Annotated in this window: 13 protein-coding genes; 6 read left to right on the top strand and 7 right to left on the bottom strand. The window is 63.3% G+C overall.

Features of this window, described 5'->3' with window-relative positions; translation table 11 throughout:
- Window positions 1-34 precede the first annotated feature (34 nt).
- A complete protein-coding gene (locus EDF61_RS10435) occupies window positions 35-478 on the bottom strand; it encodes a MarR family winged helix-turn-helix transcriptional regulator (RefSeq protein ID WP_166650777.1) in 444 nt (147 codons plus the stop codon).
- A gap of 423 nt (window positions 479-901) precedes the next feature.
- On the opposite strand from EDF61_RS10435, the gene EDF61_RS10430 reads away from it, so the two are divergent.
- Window positions 902-1,699 carry a dioxygenase family protein gene (locus tag EDF61_RS10430; RefSeq protein ID WP_133834030.1) on the top strand — a complete coding sequence of 266 codons (798 nt, stop codon included), beginning with the start codon at window positions 902-904 and terminating at the stop codon, window positions 1,697-1,699.
- A gap of 87 nt (window positions 1,700-1,786) precedes the next feature.
- On the opposite strand, the gene EDF61_RS10425 is transcribed toward EDF61_RS10430, so the two are convergent.
- The 6 genes from EDF61_RS10425 to EDF61_RS10400 form a co-directional block, all read right to left on the bottom strand.
- Window positions 1,787-3,748: a S8 family peptidase gene (locus tag EDF61_RS10425; protein WP_105656277.1), complete on the bottom strand. Its 1,962-nt coding sequence runs from the start codon at window positions 3,746-3,748 to the stop codon at window positions 1,787-1,789.
- A gap of 642 nt (window positions 3,749-4,390) precedes the next feature.
- Complete coding sequence (locus EDF61_RS10420; RefSeq protein WP_105656278.1) at window positions 4,391-5,332, bottom strand: AEC family transporter; 942 nt, start codon at window positions 5,330-5,332, stop codon at window positions 4,391-4,393.
- A 122-nt stretch (window positions 5,333-5,454) separates the two neighbouring features.
- Window positions 5,455-6,783, bottom strand: a complete 1,329-nt coding sequence (locus EDF61_RS10415) for an enolase C-terminal domain-like protein (RefSeq protein ID WP_105656279.1) — start codon at window positions 6,781-6,783, stop codon at window positions 5,455-5,457.
- 3 nt (window positions 6,784-6,786) lie between these two features.
- Complete coding sequence (locus EDF61_RS10410; protein WP_105661988.1) at window positions 6,787-8,388, bottom strand: aldehyde dehydrogenase (NADP(+)); 1,602 nt, start codon at window positions 8,386-8,388, stop codon at window positions 6,787-6,789.
- 50 nt (window positions 8,389-8,438) lie between these two features.
- Entirely contained in the window at window positions 8,439-9,377 is a 939-nt protein-coding gene (gene kdgD / locus EDF61_RS10405; RefSeq protein ID WP_105656281.1) for a 5-dehydro-4-deoxyglucarate dehydratase, read from the bottom strand.
- Between the two features lie 138 nt (window positions 9,378-9,515).
- Complete coding sequence (locus EDF61_RS10400) at window positions 9,516-10,406, bottom strand: LysR family transcriptional regulator (RefSeq protein WP_105656282.1); 891 nt, start codon at window positions 10,404-10,406, stop codon at window positions 9,516-9,518.
- A 151-nt stretch (window positions 10,407-10,557) separates the two neighbouring features.
- Here EDF61_RS10400 and EDF61_RS10395 point away from each other — a divergent pair, with 151 nt between their 5' ends.
- The 5 genes from EDF61_RS10395 to EDF61_RS10375 all read left to right on the top strand — a co-directional run bounded on the left by EDF61_RS10395 (window position 10,558) and on the right by EDF61_RS10375 (window position 15,910).
- A complete protein-coding gene (locus EDF61_RS10395; protein ID WP_105661987.1) occupies window positions 10,558-11,556 on the top strand; it encodes a Bug family tripartite tricarboxylate transporter substrate binding protein in 999 nt (332 codons plus the stop codon).
- A 49-nt stretch (window positions 11,557-11,605) separates the two neighbouring features.
- Window positions 11,606-12,190 (top strand): tripartite tricarboxylate transporter TctB family protein, encoded by a 585-nt coding sequence (locus tag EDF61_RS10390; protein ID WP_133834029.1) that lies wholly within the window; start codon window positions 11,606-11,608, stop codon window positions 12,188-12,190.
- Between the two features lie 23 nt (window positions 12,191-12,213).
- On the top strand, window positions 12,214-13,743 hold the full coding sequence (locus tag EDF61_RS10385) for a tripartite tricarboxylate transporter permease (RefSeq protein ID WP_105656285.1): 1,530 nt from the start codon (window positions 12,214-12,216) through the stop codon (window positions 13,741-13,743).
- Window positions 13,740-14,132, top strand: a complete 393-nt coding sequence (locus EDF61_RS10380) for a universal stress protein (protein ID WP_105656286.1) — start codon at window positions 13,740-13,742, stop codon at window positions 14,130-14,132. The genes EDF61_RS10385 and EDF61_RS10380 overlap by 4 nt, the downstream gene beginning before the upstream one ends.
- A 419-nt stretch (window positions 14,133-14,551) precedes the next feature.
- Window positions 14,552-15,910, top strand: coding sequence for a GntT/GntP/DsdX family permease (locus EDF61_RS10375; protein ID WP_105656287.1), 1,359 nt, complete (start codon window positions 14,552-14,554; stop codon window positions 15,908-15,910).
- Window positions 15,911-15,940 lie beyond the last annotated feature (30 nt).

The following is a 15,940-nucleotide window of genomic DNA, read 5'->3' as shown; positions in this document are numbered from 1 at the left end:
GAAGGTCTCCAAGGCTTCAGCTGAAGATCGGGAACTAGAGAATCTGTTCAAAGCTGTCGTTGAGGCGGTGCAGGAGATCTCCAAAATTCTTCAGTTCGGAGGCTTCCCATTCCTTGAGCTGGCGGCGCAGTTCCTCACGCAGCGTGTTACCGCTGGAGCGCCATTTTTCCTTGGCGATTTCTGTTGCCGAGACCAGCTGGGCCCGGCCATCGGAAGGATCCTGGGTGCGGGTGACAAGTTCCAGAGACTCGAGGTGCTGCACGAGGCGGGAAATAGTCGCCTTGTCCAGACGCAGTTTTTCTGCGAGTGCTCCCTGTTGCTGGGCTTCATCACGGATGACCACTGCAAGCAAGCGGTACCCCGGATCCTGCAGGTCCGGGTGGATGATCTTGGCGCGACGGATCAGCATCTGGCGGGCGCGCAATAAGATGGCGGTGAATTCTTCTTCGACCGTCTGCATCAGTTCTTCTTCTTGCATACAAACCATTCTAAAGATTAATGGTCAATAAGTCTGATATTGGAAACCGCAGCCGTTCGAAGCCGAAGTGTTGAACGTACTGCGAATCCCCAGCTGAGCGTAATTAATGGCTTGGAAAAGACTGGCCAGGCAACGCCTGATGCCTGCAAAGCCGTACAGTTCCACTTCTCCGGCGCAGCTTAGGAACGACTTGCCAATTGCATTCGTGATTAGAGAAGCAATAGATTTCCGCCGCCGCTCAGAAGCAGAGCAAGAAAGCCATGGCCTCCGTTGCCGCTGGCGTTGGACCCAACGTGGTGCGGCGAATCTGTCCGCACTGTCCACGGGCCTCTTGGAGAGCATTGAGGGTCTTGCATGAATTAGATATCGGGATTCATGAAAATAAAGCTTGACGCTTCAACTAATGGTTGGTAGTTTTTAATCATGAATCAGCTATCCGATACCCCTCCCGTCTTGTTCCTTAGCCATGGCGCACCGCCACTGGCCGACGACCAGCGCTGGACCCAGGAGCTGGCTAGCTGGTCCGGCACTTTCGAGAAGCCGAAAGATATTCTGATGATCTCCGCGCACTGGGAAAATGCGCCGGTGACGCTGAGTGCTACCCAGCAGAAGAACGAATTGGTCTACGACTTCTGGGGCTTCGACCAGAAGTACTACGACGTTCGCTACGACGCGCCAATGGCGCCCGGGCTGGCCAATGAAGTCGAACGGCTGACCTCGGCCTATGGCCATCACGTGGAGCGCGACGAGACGCGTGGACTGGACCATGGCGCCTACGTGCCGCTGAAGGAAATGTTCCCGGATGCGGATGTACCGGTGGTGCAGATGTCCATGCCAACACTGGATCCTGCAGGACTCTTTGATCTGGGCAAGAGCTTGGCACCCTTGCGCGAGCGGGGAACCTTGATCGTTGGCTCCGGATTCACCACCCACAACTTGCGCTGGTTCAACCCAGCCGGCGGGCCGGATTCGGCGCCGCCATCGGCCTCCAGCGAGTTCGACCACTGGGCCGAGGAGGCAATGGCCCGCGGGGATGTGGACTCCATCCTCGACTTCCTGCACAAGGCCCCGGCGGCCCGCGAAGCGCACCCGCGCTCGGAGCATTGGGCTCCGCTGTACGTTGCGCTGGGTGCGGCATACGCCTCGGGTGGAATTGATGCCAAGACGGCAATTGACGGTTTCTGGTACGGCCTGTCCAAGCGCTCCTGGACCTTGAGCTAGGCGATATCCCTATCTTTCCCGCAGCAAGCGCGGCACCGATTGGTGCCGCGCTTGCGCAGGTAATAGTGGACTTTTCTGGTCGATCCTCTAGCTGGCGGCTACCGATGCATCATCAATGCGGAACAAGGTAGCCTGCGAGCTGTCTTCCACGCCCTTGAAACGCAAAGTAACGGTCTTACCGCGGAAGTTGTTCAGGTCAACGGCCTGCAGTTCGTAGGACGAGCCGGCATCCAAGTTCGACCAGGTGCCCATGTTGTAGGTTCCGTAGCCGTCCAGAACCTGTACGGTCAGCTTGTCGTACTGGCTATAGGCAGTAGTTTCATTGGTCAGCACATGCAGGTAGAACTCCAGCTGCGCATTGGTGGCATCTGCCGGGATGGCGACCTTCTGGTCCAGGGTGTAGGTGTTGGAATTGCCCCAACCATTCAGCCCAGCTAATCCGCTGCCGGAGCGGGCTGCCGAGCCGGACTCGAAGGTGTCGGCGCGGTTGGCGGTCCAGTAATCCGCCCCGTTCTCGAAGCCAGCATTCTTCAGCAGGTTGCCGCTTGGCTCCGGATCCGGAGTTGGCTCCGGGGTTGGTGTTGGGTTGCTGCCGTCCAGGGCATTCATGATCTTGGCGGCATCCACCAGTCCGGCGCCGCAACCGATGCTGCAACCGCCTGGCATCGCGCGGGTGCCCTGCTTCAACGCAGTTTCCACGGAGGCGGGGGACATCCCAGGGTCTGCCGACTTCATCAGTGCGACCATGCCCGCTACGTGCGGGGTGGCCATGGAAGTGCCCTGGTAGAAGGCATAGCCCTGGCTGGATGGAGTAGTGGTGCCGGTATTGATGGTGGACAGCACGCCTTGGCCGGCGTAGCGGGTGTCGCCACCAGGTGCGGTGACGTCAACGGCCGAGCCGTAGTTCGTGTAGTACGACGGAGCGCCCGAAGGGTTGCTTGCCGCTACGGTAATGACGTTTTCGCAGTTGGCCGGGCGGGAATTCGAAGCGTTCTGGCTTTCGTTGCCGGCGGCAACTACCACCGAGGTGCCGCGCGAAACCGCGGCGTTGATGGCCGCCTGGTAGGTAGTTCCGCAAGCGCCGCCACCGCCCAGGGACATGTTGATGGTGTCTGCCGGGGTTGGGTTATTGGCAATTCCCGGGACCGCACCGCCCGAAGCCCAAATGATGGCATCGGCGATGTCGGACAGGCTGCCGCCGCACTTGGCCAGGACGCGGACTGGCTGGATCTTGGCATCCGGGGCAACTCCGGCCACGCCGCTGGAGTTGTTGGTGACTGCGGCTACGGTGCCGGCCACGTGGGTGCCGTGCCAGGAGGAATTGCCCGAGTAGCTGCCGCCGCATTCACCGGCGGCGTACCAGTCGCCCTCATCCTGGGGGTTCGCGTCGCGGCCGTTGCCGTCGCGGGCCGAGGCAGAGCTGGAGACGAAGTCGTAGCCGGAAACGATGTTGGCGTTCAGATCCGAGTGCGAGGTGATGCCGGTATCCAGGACTGCGACGATGCTGCCCTCGCCGGTGGCGATGTCCCAGGCCGAAGGCAAGCGCATCCCGTTGGTGCCGCTGTAGTGCCACTGCTCGCCGTACCGGGTGTCGTTAGGCGTCATGGAAATCTTCATGATGGCATCGGGTTCCACCGATTCCACGAGACCAGACTGCGCAATATCGGCCATGAACTCCTTGGCGCCGTTGCCCTTGAGTTTCTTGTCGGCCTTCACCACGAAGCTGCCGGTGGCCATGGCTCGCATTTCCTTGACGGTAACGCCTGCTGCCTTGGCTGCTTGGCCCCAGGCCTTGGCGCGGGAGGACTTGCCCGTCTGCGTGGCTGAAGCCTTGTAGGTGACGATGAATTGGTCGTAGGCCTCGCCTGATTGAACCGAACCGATCTTGACCTTGTCTTCGCCATTTGCCTTGGGGAGGGACTTTTCAGCGGGAGCCGATACGGGGGAGGCGGTAGCTGGCAAGGCGCCAGCGCCGAAGCCGCTCATGCCGATCACTACGGCCGCGGAGACGGCCAGGGTTCTCCGAAGAGGGGTAGAAAAACGTGCCATTGATGTTCTCCTTGTAGGGTTTTTGGGCGCACAAAGGTCGGTGATCAATCGATGTGGTGTGTGCCGGTAGGAGCGTAACTGCTCGGCAACTCCTAAAGGAAGTACTTCTCAAATAAATCTTTTATATTCGCTCATGTACTAAAAAGGTGTTTCACATATTTCTGTGGAACTATCCCGGCGGACTCGCAGATTCGAAAAATGAATGATGGTTATCTGCATGTTTGGGGAGTTCGAAATTTTCAGATCCGCACTGACCATGGAAAACACATAATTATTTGCATAGCGAACGCTATCTTTCCAAAGTTGTTTCACGCTAGGAGTACATTCCGGGATCCAGCTCTCCTGGCGTCGAAGCCGTGGTCCAAGCGTGCTAAGTATCTTGGCTAATTCATTGAATAAATGGCGTCCCTCCGGATTCGGCACCGTGCGATGGCCAATAGCCGCTTGGTTGCCAGCTCATCGGCTGGACGCTTGGCCAGCCCATCAGTTCCGCCGAGTTACCGTTCGGAAGACAGCTGGCAACGGATAGCTTCGGCAAGGTGGTTCGAGCGCATTCGAGGCAGGGATTACGCTGTCGCACGGGATGGGTAGCAGCGGCAGGCCCAAGATGCCCACCGGAGCGAATACCGGTGCTGCACGTATCTAGCCCAGCAAGAAGGCAATGACCAGCACACTGGGAAAGGTCAGCAGGGTGCTTGCCAGCACCACTTCGCGCGGCACGGCGACGGGCAGCTTGAATTGCTGGGCAAACAGCAAGACGTTTTGCGCGGTTGGAAGCGCCGCCATGATCACCACTCCGAGAAGTTCGATTCCTGATAGGCCGAAAACGAAGCGGGCAACGAGCCAGGCGAGCAAAGGCATGAAGAACACCTTGAACGCGGTCGCCAGATAGATTTCGCCGCGCAGGTTCTTATCTGACAATGGACGCTGGCCGTATAGCGCCATTCCAAAGGACATCAGCAACAGGGGGATGGATGCGTCGCCAATCATTTGCACTGGCGCATGAATGACTTCGGGCAGTGCCAGGCCAAAGAAGGAGAACACCGCACCGAGGAAGGTCGCAATAGAGACAGGGTTGGCGATGGACTTGAGGATCATTTTCGCACCGGGCAGGCCATCCGCGTCACCGGACTTGGCGCGGGAGAGCACCGCGAACATGCACAGGTAGACGGGAGCGATGATCAGCAACTGCGCGATGAGCACCGACACTACGGGACTGGTGCTGCCCACCGCATAAAGGGCCAGCGGCACACCGATATTTCCAGCATTCACATAACTCGTGGACATGGCCGCAACGGGCAGCCGATGAGCTGGAGTCTTGAAGGCCAGCCGCGCGACCAATGCATAAGCGGAGCCGGTCAGCACCGCAACCATCAAGGCTATCGGGGTGAATACACCAACCACCGCATGCAGATCGGTACTGGCAAGCAGGGTGAACATCAGGGCGGGGTTGGTGATGTAGAAGATGAGCGGGGTGAGCCCCTGGGCAATGGCCGCGCGTTGTCGCGGCAGTGCGACCGACATCAGCAGGCCGATGCCGATGAGGATCAAGACAACGGAGAATCCCTGTAGAACTCCTTGCATATTGCCTTTCCCGCCCGGTACTGGTGTTCCCAGCTCCGGGGCTTCTCGAAGCCGTGGACGGCGAGGGTGCGAAAGCTCCCTCTACCGTCCACGGTGCATTATTCAGATTCCCTGGCAGCCCATCAGCGAACCAGCGCGGGACTCTTCGAATCGAAGGTCCAGCCGGGAATCAGGTATTGCATGGACACCGAGTCGTCACGCGAGCCCAACCCATGTTCCAGGTACAGTTCGTGGGCTTGGGCGACCCGATCCATGTCCAGGCTGACACCCAAGCCGGACCGCTGCGGAACCTTGATCTCTCCGTCCCGAATCACCAATGGTTCCTCGGTCAGGCCCTGTCCATCCTGCCAGATCCAGTGGGTATCGAGTGCCGTGATCTCGCCCGGAGCAGCGGCGCCGACCTGGGTGAACATCGCCAGCGAGATGTCGAAGTGGTTGTTCGAGTGCGACCCCCAAGTCAGTCCGAACTCGTTGCACAGCTGGGCAACGCGCACTGAACCGGACATGGTCCAGAAATGCGGATCTGCCAGGGGGATGTCTACCGCATTGGTGCGCACCGCGTGCGCCATTTCTCGCCAGTCAGTCGCAATCATGTTCGTGGCGGTCTGCAGACCGGTCGCCCTGCGGAATTCGCTCATGACCTCGCGGCCCGAGAAGCGGCCCTCAGGGCCGCACGGATCCTCGGCATAGGCCACCACTCCACGCATGCGCTTGCCAAGCCGGATAGCATCTTCGAGCAGCCAGCCGCCATTGGGGTCAAGCGTGATCCGGGCTTCGGGGAAGCGTTCCTTCAAAGCGATGACAGCATCGACCTCGGAGTCCCCGTCCTGGACGCCGCCCTTCAGCTTGAAATCCTTGAACCCGTAACGGGCCTGAGCCGCCTCGGCCAGGCGCACCACGGCTTCTGGTGTCATGGCTTCCTCGCGGCGCAAGCGCTCCCAATCGTCGTTGCCCTGCGGTTCGCGCAGATACGGCAGATCCGTCGTATCCGGGTTGCCCACGTAGAACAGGTAGCCGAGCATCGGAACCGCGTCGCGCTGCTGCCCGTCGCCGAGCAGTTCGGCCGCCGGCACTCCGAGGAACTGGCCGTGCAGATCCAGCAGTGCAGACTCAAGTGCGGTGACTGCGTGCACGGTGGTGCGCAAATCGAAGGTCTGTGCACCGCGTCCGCCGGAATCGAGGTCTGCGAAGCGGGCTGCCACCTGGCGCAGCAGCGAACGGTAAGTCGCCACAGGGGCGCCGGTAATCAGTGTGCCGGCCTCCTCTATGGTCGAACGGATCGCTTCGCCGCCAGGTACCTCGCCGAGGCCCGTGCGGCCTTCGGAGTCAGTGAGGATAGCGATATTGCGAGTGAAGAACGGCCCGTGCGCCCCGGAGAGGTTCAGCAGCATGGAGTCATGCCCGGCGACCGGGATGACCTTCACCGAGGCAATGGTGGGCTGGGAAGTCATGGATTATTCGCCTTTCGCCTGCAGGACGCCGTCAATCCGGCGGGTCAACTTCCACGGGTTGTCTTCCGCGATGGGCTTGGGCAAAAGCGCGTCCGGGAAGTTCTGGTAGGCGATCGGGCGCAGGAAGCGCTCGATGGCCAGGGTGCCCACCGAGGTGGTCCGCGGGTCGGACGTTGCCGGGAATGGACCTCCGTGCACCATCGCGTGGCCCACTTCCACACCGGTTGGCCATCCGTTGACCAGGATGCGCCCGACCTTGGTTTCCAGCGTCCCGATGATCTGCCCTGCGGCTTCGTGATCCGAATCGTCCAGCTGCAAGGTGGCGGTGAGCTGGCCTTCCAGCCGGCCCAGCGCGGTTTGCAGCTGTGCGGCATCGGCGTAGCGAATCACCAGCGAGGCGGCTCCGAAGATTTCGTCTTGCAGCACCGGGTTGGCCAGCAGCTGCTCCACTCCAGCGGTGTAGATGGCTGGTGCCGGAGCGTTCTCGGTTGCCCCTTCGGTGCCACGGCCCAGCAGTTCGACACCGTCCTGGCTGCCGAGCGCTTGGACACCAGCGGTCCAGGAATTGTAGATTCCCTCGGTGAGCATCGTCTGCCCGGAAGTTTCCGGTGCCTGGCCGCTGACGGCGCGGGCGAATGCGTCGCCGGCAGCTCCGGTGGGAACAAAGACGAGTCCCGGTGCGGTGCACAGCTGCCCGGAAGAACCGACAACAGAAGCCAAGTAGGCCTTGGCCTGCGCAACGGGATCCTGAGCCAATGCTCCCTCGAAGAAGATCACCGGGTTGATGGAGCTCATCTCGGCATACACCGGGATGGGTTCCGGTCGCGCGGCCGCGGCGGCCATCAGGGCGGTGCCGCCGGCCCGCGAGCCGGTGAAGCCCACGGCCTTGATGGCCGGATCCTTCACCAGGGCTTGGCCGATCGACGCGCCGGGGCCATAAACCAGTGAGAAGACTCCCGGGTGCAGCCCGAAGTCGGCGACGGCCTTGCTGATGGCATGGCCAACAATCTCGCTGGTTCCGGGGTGCGCATTGTGGGCCTTGAAGACCACCGGGCAGCCGGCAGCCAGTGCGCTGGCGGTGTCGCCGCCTGCGGTGGAGAACGCCAGCGGGAAGTTCGACGCGCCGAACACCGCGACCGGTCCCACCGGGATCTTGCGCTGCCGGATGTCCACGCGCGGGGCTGGGGTGCGCTCGGGCAGGGCCGGGTCCACGCGCACGCCGTGCTGGTCGCCCTGGCGCACCACCTGCGCGAACAGCCGCAGCTGTCCGGTGGTGCGTCCGCGCTCGCCGGTCAGGCGCGCCTCGGGCAAGCCGGTTTCGGCCATGGCGCGAGCGACCAGTTCGGCGCCCACTGCCTCGATGTTCTCCGCGATGGCTTCCAGGAACTCTGCGTGCTTCGACGGTTCCAAGGAACGGAAGGACTCGAAGGCCTCGGCCGCCGCAGCGGTGGCCAGCTTCAGCTGCTGCTCATTGATGAGGCTGTAGGCAGGTTCCAGGCGCTCGTTGGTCGCCGGGTTATAGCCGTTGACCTTGCGTCCGTTGCCTTCGGTGCTGGCGCCGGCGAGGATGGACTCGCCGGTGAGGTTCTGCGTGGTTGTGCTCATGAATTGCTCCTGAGTCGACTGATTGGTGTGTCGTAAAGTGCCAGTGCTGGTTAGAGGCTCGCGCCGGCGGGAACGATGCCTGCCTGCTGGATCAGCGCGGACAGGTCCGCCAGGTCCTGCTCGGTCAGATCCTGCAGCGGCGGGCGCACCGAGCCGGAGTCGCGGCCGATGGCCTTCAGCCCGCCCTTGACGATGGATACGCCGTAGCCCTTGACGCGGTCGCGGATTTCCAGGTACGGCAGCACGAAGCGGTTCAGCTTCTCGTTGACCGCCTTCAGGTCCTGGGCGCGCACATCCTTGTAGAAGTCCAGCGCGAATTCCGGAACGAAGTTGTACATGGCCGAGGAGTAGGTGCTCATGCCCAGCTGCAGCAGCGGCAGCGCGAAGGTCTCCGCGGTAGGCAGCCCGCCCAGGTAGAACAGGCGGTCGCCGTTCTTGGCGTACACCTTGGTCAGGTGCTCGATGTCGCCCAGCGCGTCCTTGAAGCCGATGAAGTTCTCGTGGTTATCGGCCAGCCGGGCCACGGTGTCCGCCGAATAGATCGCGTTGGCGCGGTTGTAGACGATTACGCCGGTCGTCGTCGAGGCGCAGATGGCCGACGCGTGCTGGTAGAGCCCTTCCTGGTCGCATTCGGTCAGGTACGGCGGCAGCAGCAGCAGGCCCTCGGCCCCTGCGGCCTCGGCGTCTTGCGCATTCTGGATGGCCTGCTTGGTCGAACCGCCGGCCGAGGCCAGCACCGGAACCTTGGAGCCGGCTTCTTCCACTGCCATGCGGACCACACGCGAGGCCTCTGCCGGGGTCAGCGTGAAGCCTTCGCCCGTGCCTCCGGCGGCGAACAGTCCCGCGACATCGAAGCTGGACTGCCAGGCCAGGTGGTTGCGGTACGCGGCCTCGTCGATTTCCAGGTTCGCGTCGAATGCGGTGACCGGGAAGGAGAGCAACCCGTCCTTGAGCTTGGAGGCAAGTTCGGCGGGGGTGTACTGGGCCATGGTTTGTTCCTTTGACTGGTTCCCGCCTCAGGCGAGGCGGGAAAGCTGGGGGCGGTGCATTGGTATTACCCTCAGCCTAGGAACCCTCTATGATGCCTGTCCAAGCCCATATTTGTATTGTTTGATACCTACTGTGCATCATTCAGCGTGCAGCGCGTGGCGCACGATCGAGACCACCCGTTCCAGCGCCGGATTGCGCGAGGACTTGCTCCAGATGGCGTGCAGCTGCACCGGATCGTCGGTAACCTCGCCCAGCCGCAGGTAGCTGACCCCGCCCACGCCCAGCAGCTTGGCACTCTCCGGGACGAAAGCAATACCGCGCCCGGCGGAGACCAGCGCGAGCATGGTCAGCACCTGGCTGACGGTATGGCGCACGTTCTTGTGCTCGATGTCGACGCGGCGCACCACCAGGTCGTAGAAGTAGCGGGCCTTGGTGGGGGAGTGCATGATCAGCGGTTCATTGCGCAGGTCATCGAACAATACCTCCCGCTGCAGCCGGGCCAGCCGGTGGCCGGAGGGCACTGCCACGTAGAGCCCCTCGGTTAATAGCAGTGCGGATTCGAAGAGCTTCTCGTCGAAGGGCGGGCGGGCTAAGCCCAGATCGATGTCGCCGTCCAGCAGGGCGTCGACCTGCTCGCCGGTCACCATTTCCGACAGCTCCAGGTGCACCTGCGGCATCTGCGCCGAGATTTCTCCCAGCAGCGGGCCGAGCAGGCTGAAGCCCGAGGCTGCGGTGAAGCCGATGCGCAGCTCGCCCAGCTGGCCGGCGGCGATGCGGCGGGCATTGTCCGGGGCACGCTCGGCGGCCACGACCAGCCGGCGGGCATCCTGGAGGAAAGCATGGCCCGCCGCGGTGAGGGCCACGCGGCGGTTGTCGCGCTCGAGGAGTTCCACGCCGACCGTGCGCTCGAGTTTCTGGATCTGCCGGCTCAGCGGCGGCTGGGTCATGTTCAGCCGCTCGGCGGCACGGCCGAAGTGCAATTCCTCGGCAACGGCAACGAAACTGCGTGCTTGGTCCAGAGTAAACATTTGATACCTTTCTGGAATCATTCTATGCACATTCAACCTTGGACATGCATCACTTCAAGTTTCTACGCTTGACTCCAAGACCAGCAAGGTGAGCTGTCTCACTCGAGGCCTCGGCCGGGGTCCCACACTCGACACCACAGGAGAACTTCCCATGAAAAATCGCTTGACTCGCCGCTCGCTGCTCGCCCTCTCGGCCACTGGCGCGGTACTAGCGCTTTCCGCCTGCGGCGGCAACGTCGGCGGGGGCTCGGCCTCCGCCGAATTCCCCAGCGGCCCCATCACCCTGACCGTCGGCCAGGCGCCTGGCGGCTCCACCGACCTGATCGCGCGCGCCGCGGCGGACGGCATGGCGGATTCCCTGGGCGTGGCCCTGCCCGTGGTGAACAAGCCGGGCGCCAACGGCGCGCTGGCCACCGAAGAAGTGGCGGCCATGGCCCCGGACGGGCAGAACCTCGTGCTGCTCAACGCCTCGTTGATCACCATTACCCCGCTGGCGGTATCCGCGGACGAGGCGGTTTCGCTCGATGACCTCGATGTCCTCATGGGACTGAGTCAGGATGACTACGTCATGGTAGCCAGCACCAAGTCGGGGATGGAGAACTTCGATGACATCAAGAACAGCGGCAAGAAGCTGTCCTTCGGCACTACCGGCGTGGGCACCGGCTCGCAGCTGGCCCAGGAACTGATCCTGGCCCAGGCGGGCATCGAAGGCACCACAGTACCATTCGACTCGGGTTCCCCGGCACTGACCGCCGTCATGGGCGACCAGGTACAGGTCTCCACAGTGCAGCTGGGCGAAGCCAAGCCGCAGATCGACGCCGGCACCGTCACCCCGATCGTGGTCTTCTCCTCCGAGCGCAATGAGTTCCTTCCCGATGTGCCCACCGCCATCGAGGCAGGCTATGAAGTCCCGGTCTCCCAGTACCGCGCCATCGCAGCCCCGAAGGGCCTGAGCGATGACGCCAAGCAGAAGCTGGTGGCCTCCATCAAGGACGCGGTAGCCACGGACACCTACACCTCGTTCAACGAGAAGAACATGCTGACTCCGAACGAGATTTCCGGCGAGGAAGTCACCGCCGAATGGAATGAGCTGGCCGCGAAGTACAAGGAACTGACCGATGAGTACGACATCTCGCTGGCCGGCAAGTAGCCTCCCGGCAGCCAGCTGATCCGGAACACTTCAAGCACAGGAGGACATCATGCAAGCCAAACACGTTGAACGCCCGCCGGTGCCCGGCGCGCCCCGCGCGAAATCCGGCCCGGTGCAGCCCGAGGACGATTCGTCGCCCGAGGCGCTGACCCCGGAGGAACTCGCCGCCCAGTGGGAAGCCGAGGCCCCGGAACCGGCCGGACCGGTGGCGAACCTTGCCTCCAGCCTGGTGGTGCTCGCGCTGGGCTGCGCCGGCATGGCGCTGTCCGTTGGCCTGGGGCTGGGCACCCCCGCGGCGCCCAGCGCCGGGATGTGGCCCTTCATCGTCACGCTGATTGCCGCCGTCATGGCCGTGGTGCAGCTCATCGTGGGCAGGCGCGGCGGGCAGGACGGGGAGAAGTTCAGTGCCATGAGCTGGTACACCGTCATTGGTTTCGCCACCCTGATCCTGATGGTGGTGCTCATGCCGCTGATCGGCTTCGAGATTCCCGCGCTGCTGCTGTGCTTCGTGTGGATGCGCTGGCTGGGCGGTGAGCGCTGGCGCTCTGCCGCCTTGTATTCGGTGCTGGTGGTCGTGGCCTTCTACGCCATCTTCATTGCCGCGCTCGGCACCACGATTCCCCGACTGTTCTAAGTCGCAATTAAAGGTTGACTCCCATGGACTTCTTCGGACCAGTCCTGGACGGCTTCGGCACCGTCCTGGACCCCACAAACCTCTTGTATTGCCTGCTCGGCGTTGTCATTGGCATGCTGATCGGCGTGCTGCCGGGCCTGGGCCCGGCGGCCACGATCGCGATCCTGCTGCCGTTGACCTACGGTGTCGAGCCGGTGACCGCCATCATCATGCTGGCCGGCATCTTCTACGGTGCCCAGTACGGCGGCACGATCACCTCGGTGCTGCTGCGCCTTCCCGGCGAGGCCAGCTCGGTGGTGACGGTCTTCGACGGCTATGTCATGGCCAAGCAGGGCCGGGCCGGCACCGCACTGGGCATTGCCGCCATCGGCTCGTTTATTGGCGGCACGATCGCCATTGTGGGTCTGACCTTCCTGGCTCCGCTGGTGGCCAGTTTCGCGCTGGACTTCGGCCCGCCGGAGTACACGGCGCTGGCGCTGCTGGGCATCTTGCTGGTGGCCACCATCTCCGGAGGCTCCAAGATCAAGGCGATCATCGCCGCGGCGTTGGGCCTGTTCCTGGCCACGGTGGGTCGCGATGGCTTCACCGGGGCCGAGCGCTTCACCTTCGGCAACCTGTCGCTGGCCGACGGGATCGACTTCGTGCCGATCGCCATGGGCCTGTTCGGCGTGGGCGAGATCCTCTACAACCTGGAGGAGCGGCACCGGGCCGTGTCCGCCCCGCTGAAGGTGGCCAACGTGTGGCCGCGGCGCCAGGACCTGAAGCAGGCCTCCGGGGCGATCGGCCGCGGGTCGGTGCTCGGCTTCTTCCTGGGCATCTTGCCCGGCGGCGGCGCGACGATCTCCTCGCTGGCCTCCTACGCGCTGGAGAAGAAGACCGCCAAGGACCCTACGCGCTTCGGCAAGGGGGCGATCGAGGGTGTCGCCGGACCGGAAACCGCGAACAATGCGGCGGCGACCAGCTCGTTCATCCCATTGCTGACTCTGGGCATTCCTGCGAATGCGACGATGGCGATCATCTTCGGGGCGTTGCTGATCCAGGGGGTCACCCCCGGCCCGCAGCTGATCTCCAATGACCCGGAATTGTTCTGGGGCGTGGTGAACTCGATGTATATCGGCAACATCCTGCTGCTGATCATGTCGATCCCGCTGATCGGGGTATTCGTGCGGATCCTGCGCATCCGCGCCGCGATCCTGGCGCCGATCACCGCGTTGATTACCCTGCTGGGCGCGTACACCATCCGCAACTCCATGTTCGACGTGATGCTGGTGGTCATGTTCGGCGCCGTGGGCTACCTGATGAAGAAATTCGGTTTCGAGCCCGGCCCGCTGGTGCTGGCGTTCGTGCTGGGCAGCCTGCTGGAATCCAACCTGCGCCGATCCCTGCTGGTGCTGGAAGGCGACCCCTCGGGCTTCCTGTCCCGACCCATCTCCGCAACGCTGCTGGTGGTGTTCGTGTTCGTGGCCGTGTGGCCGATGATCAAGTCCGCCATCGATCAGCGCAAGAACCGCTTGGTGGCCGTGCAGGCCGTAAAGGAAAAGGAAAACGCATGAGCATCATCGTGGGATACGTCCCCACCCCAGTAGGGCAGGCCGCCGTCGACGCGGCCATCATCGAGGCGAAGCTGCGCGCCGAACCGTTGCTGATCGTGAACTCCTCGCGCGAGGGGTCGCTGGTGGACAAGCACACCGCTTCGCCCGAGGACCTGGAACGCGTACTGCTAGCTGCCGCCGCGGCGGGAGTCGAGGCTCGCATCGTGGAGTCCAGCTACCGTGATGACCTGACCGAGGAGTTCCTCGGGCTGGCCGAGAAGCACGAGGTGTCCTTGATCGTCATCGGGCTGCGCCAGCGCAGCCAGGTGGGCAAGTTCATCATGGGCTCGCACGCCCAGCGAATCCTGCTGCAGGCGCAGCATCCGGTGCTGGCCGTCAAGGCCGGCTGACCCGCTACCGCACCGCTGCCAAGGGCCGCGGAAGGCTTCAACGGAAGCCTTCCGCGGCCTTTGCGCGTCCACGGTCCGGTGGCTCCTCAATGGTTGCAGCGCGTCAACTACTGTGAGGCTCGTCACTCAATGCACGGTTCCCGGGGAGTGCCGAAACGCCGAGCCGAATGCGCTACCGGGCGCGGAGTGCCGGAATGTCGCGGGATCGCGGGGATGGCCGCCACCCGGGCACGCAACGCGATGCCGGCTGGGTATCAAAACATGCGGATCGAGTCTTGGACGGGAGCGATCCCGGCTTACTAACGTGACTACAGGCACATGGCGATATGCGGCAGCTCACGTAAACCCAAGCCCCCGCCGCCACCCGCGATGCCGAGATTCCACCCTTTCCAAAGTATTCCCCAGATCGGAGCCCCTTTATGCCCCTGCTTGTCGTAGCGCTGGCGGTAGTCGTGCTGCTGATCCTCATGATGAGGTTCAAGCTCAACGGATTCATCGCCCTGATCCTCGTCGCCACCCTCGTGGCCTTCTGGGCCGTCGCCACCGGATCGCTGAGCGTGGACGGCGAGCCCGCGGGCGTCGCTGACATCCCGGAGATCATCACCGAGGGCCTGGGCGGGCAGCTGGGAAGCACCGCCGTCGTCATCGGCCTAGGCGCCATGATTGGCCGCGTCATGGGCGACGCCGGGGCGGCGCAGCGCATTGCCCGCAAGATCCTCTCGGTCTTCGGCGAGCGTGGCGTGCAGTGGGCCATGATCATTTCCGCGATGCTGATCGGCGTGACCATGTTCTACGAGGTCGCGTTCGTGATCCTGGTGCCGGTCGCCTTCACCCTGGTGCGCGCCACCAAGGTCAACCTGCTGTGGGTGGGCCTGCCCATGTCCATCTCGCTGTCCACCATGCATTCCTTCCTGCCCCCGCACCCGGGTCCGACCGCAGTGGCCGGGCTGTACAACGCATCGGTCGGATTGACGCTGGCCTACGGCCTGCTCATCGCCATTCCGGCCGGTGTGGCCATTGCGATGGCCTGGCCGCGGCTGTCCTTCGTGCGGCAGATGAACCCGCAGATGCCCTCGGGGCTGCTCGCGGAAAAGGACTTCGCCGACGACGAGCTGCCCTCGGGCGCCTTGTCCTTCCTGGTGGCGCTGCTGCCCATCGTGCTGATTGCCGGTTCGGAAATCCTGCGCATGACCGTGACGCTGAGCGAGGAGGCCGACGATGTGCTCGCGCTGCTGGGCTCGGCGGAAATTGCGTTGCTGATCGCCCTGCTGGTGGCGATTGCCGCCTTCGGCCCGCTGAACAACCGTTCCATGGCGCAGGTCGCCAAGTCGATGAGCGAGGCCGCGCGGGCCATGGCCATGATCCTGCTGGTCATCGGCGCCGGCGGCGCCTTCAAGCAGGTGCTGGTTTCCGCCGGCATTGCCGACTACATTGCGGACACCACTGCGGGGTGGAATCTCAGCCCGCTGTTCCTGGCCTGGATCATTGCGGTGATCCTGCGCATCGCGCTGGGATCAGCTACGGTGGCGGTATCGACCGCCGCCGGCATCGCCGCACCGCTGGTCGCGGCCACCGGAGCGTCGCCTGAGCTGATGGTGCTGGCCACCGCCTGCGGCTCGATCGCCTTCAGCCACGTGAACGACCCGGGCTTCTGGATGTTCAAGGAGTATTTCAACCTCAATGTCGGGCAGGCGCTCGCGGTGCGCACCACCTACACCACGACGTTGGCGGTACTCGGGTTGCTCGGGGTCTTCGCACTGGACCTGGTGATCACCTAGGCCCGGTACGGAACTTTGAAGGAAAGACCT

Source organism: Arthrobacter sp. JUb115 (assembly GCF_004365035.1).
GTDB lineage: Bacteria > Actinomycetota > Actinomycetes > Actinomycetales > Micrococcaceae > Glutamicibacter.
This window is presented reverse-complemented; position numbering and strand designations above follow the sequence as displayed.

Excerpts from the sequence above, each read along its gene's own strand:
- EDF61_RS10435 (WP_166650777.1), bottom strand. The coding sequence starts at position 478 with ATGCAAGAAGAAGAACTGATGCAGACGGTCGAAGAAGAATTCACCGCC.
- EDF61_RS10430 (WP_133834030.1), top strand. The coding sequence starts at position 902 with ATGAATCAGCTATCCGATACCCCTCCCGTCTTGTTCCTTAGCCATGGC.
- EDF61_RS10425 (WP_105656277.1), bottom strand. The coding sequence starts at position 3,748 with ATGGCACGTTTTTCTACCCCTCTTCGGAGAACCCTGGCCGTCTCCGCG.
- EDF61_RS10420 (WP_105656278.1), bottom strand. The coding sequence starts at position 5,332 with ATGCAAGGAGTTCTACAGGGATTCTCCGTTGTCTTGATCCTCATCGGC.
- EDF61_RS10415 (WP_105656279.1), bottom strand. The coding sequence starts at position 6,783 with ATGACTTCCCAGCCCACCATTGCCTCGGTGAAGGTCATCCCGGTCGCC.
- EDF61_RS10410 (WP_105661988.1), bottom strand. The coding sequence starts at position 8,388 with ATGAGCACAACCACGCAGAACCTCACCGGCGAGTCCATCCTCGCCGGC.
- kdgD (WP_105656281.1), bottom strand. The coding sequence starts at position 9,377 with ATGGCCCAGTACACCCCCGCCGAACTTGCCTCCAAGCTCAAGGACGGG.
- EDF61_RS10400 (WP_105656282.1), bottom strand. The coding sequence starts at position 10,406 with ATGTTTACTCTGGACCAAGCACGCAGTTTCGTTGCCGTTGCCGAGGAA.
- EDF61_RS10395 (WP_105661987.1), top strand. The coding sequence starts at position 10,558 with ATGAAAAATCGCTTGACTCGCCGCTCGCTGCTCGCCCTCTCGGCCACT.
- EDF61_RS10390 (WP_133834029.1), top strand. The coding sequence starts at position 11,606 with ATGCAAGCCAAACACGTTGAACGCCCGCCGGTGCCCGGCGCGCCCCGC.
- EDF61_RS10385 (WP_105656285.1), top strand. The coding sequence starts at position 12,214 with ATGGACTTCTTCGGACCAGTCCTGGACGGCTTCGGCACCGTCCTGGAC.
- EDF61_RS10380 (WP_105656286.1), top strand. The coding sequence starts at position 13,740 with ATGAGCATCATCGTGGGATACGTCCCCACCCCAGTAGGGCAGGCCGCC.
- EDF61_RS10375 (WP_105656287.1), top strand. The coding sequence starts at position 14,552 with ATGCCCCTGCTTGTCGTAGCGCTGGCGGTAGTCGTGCTGCTGATCCTC.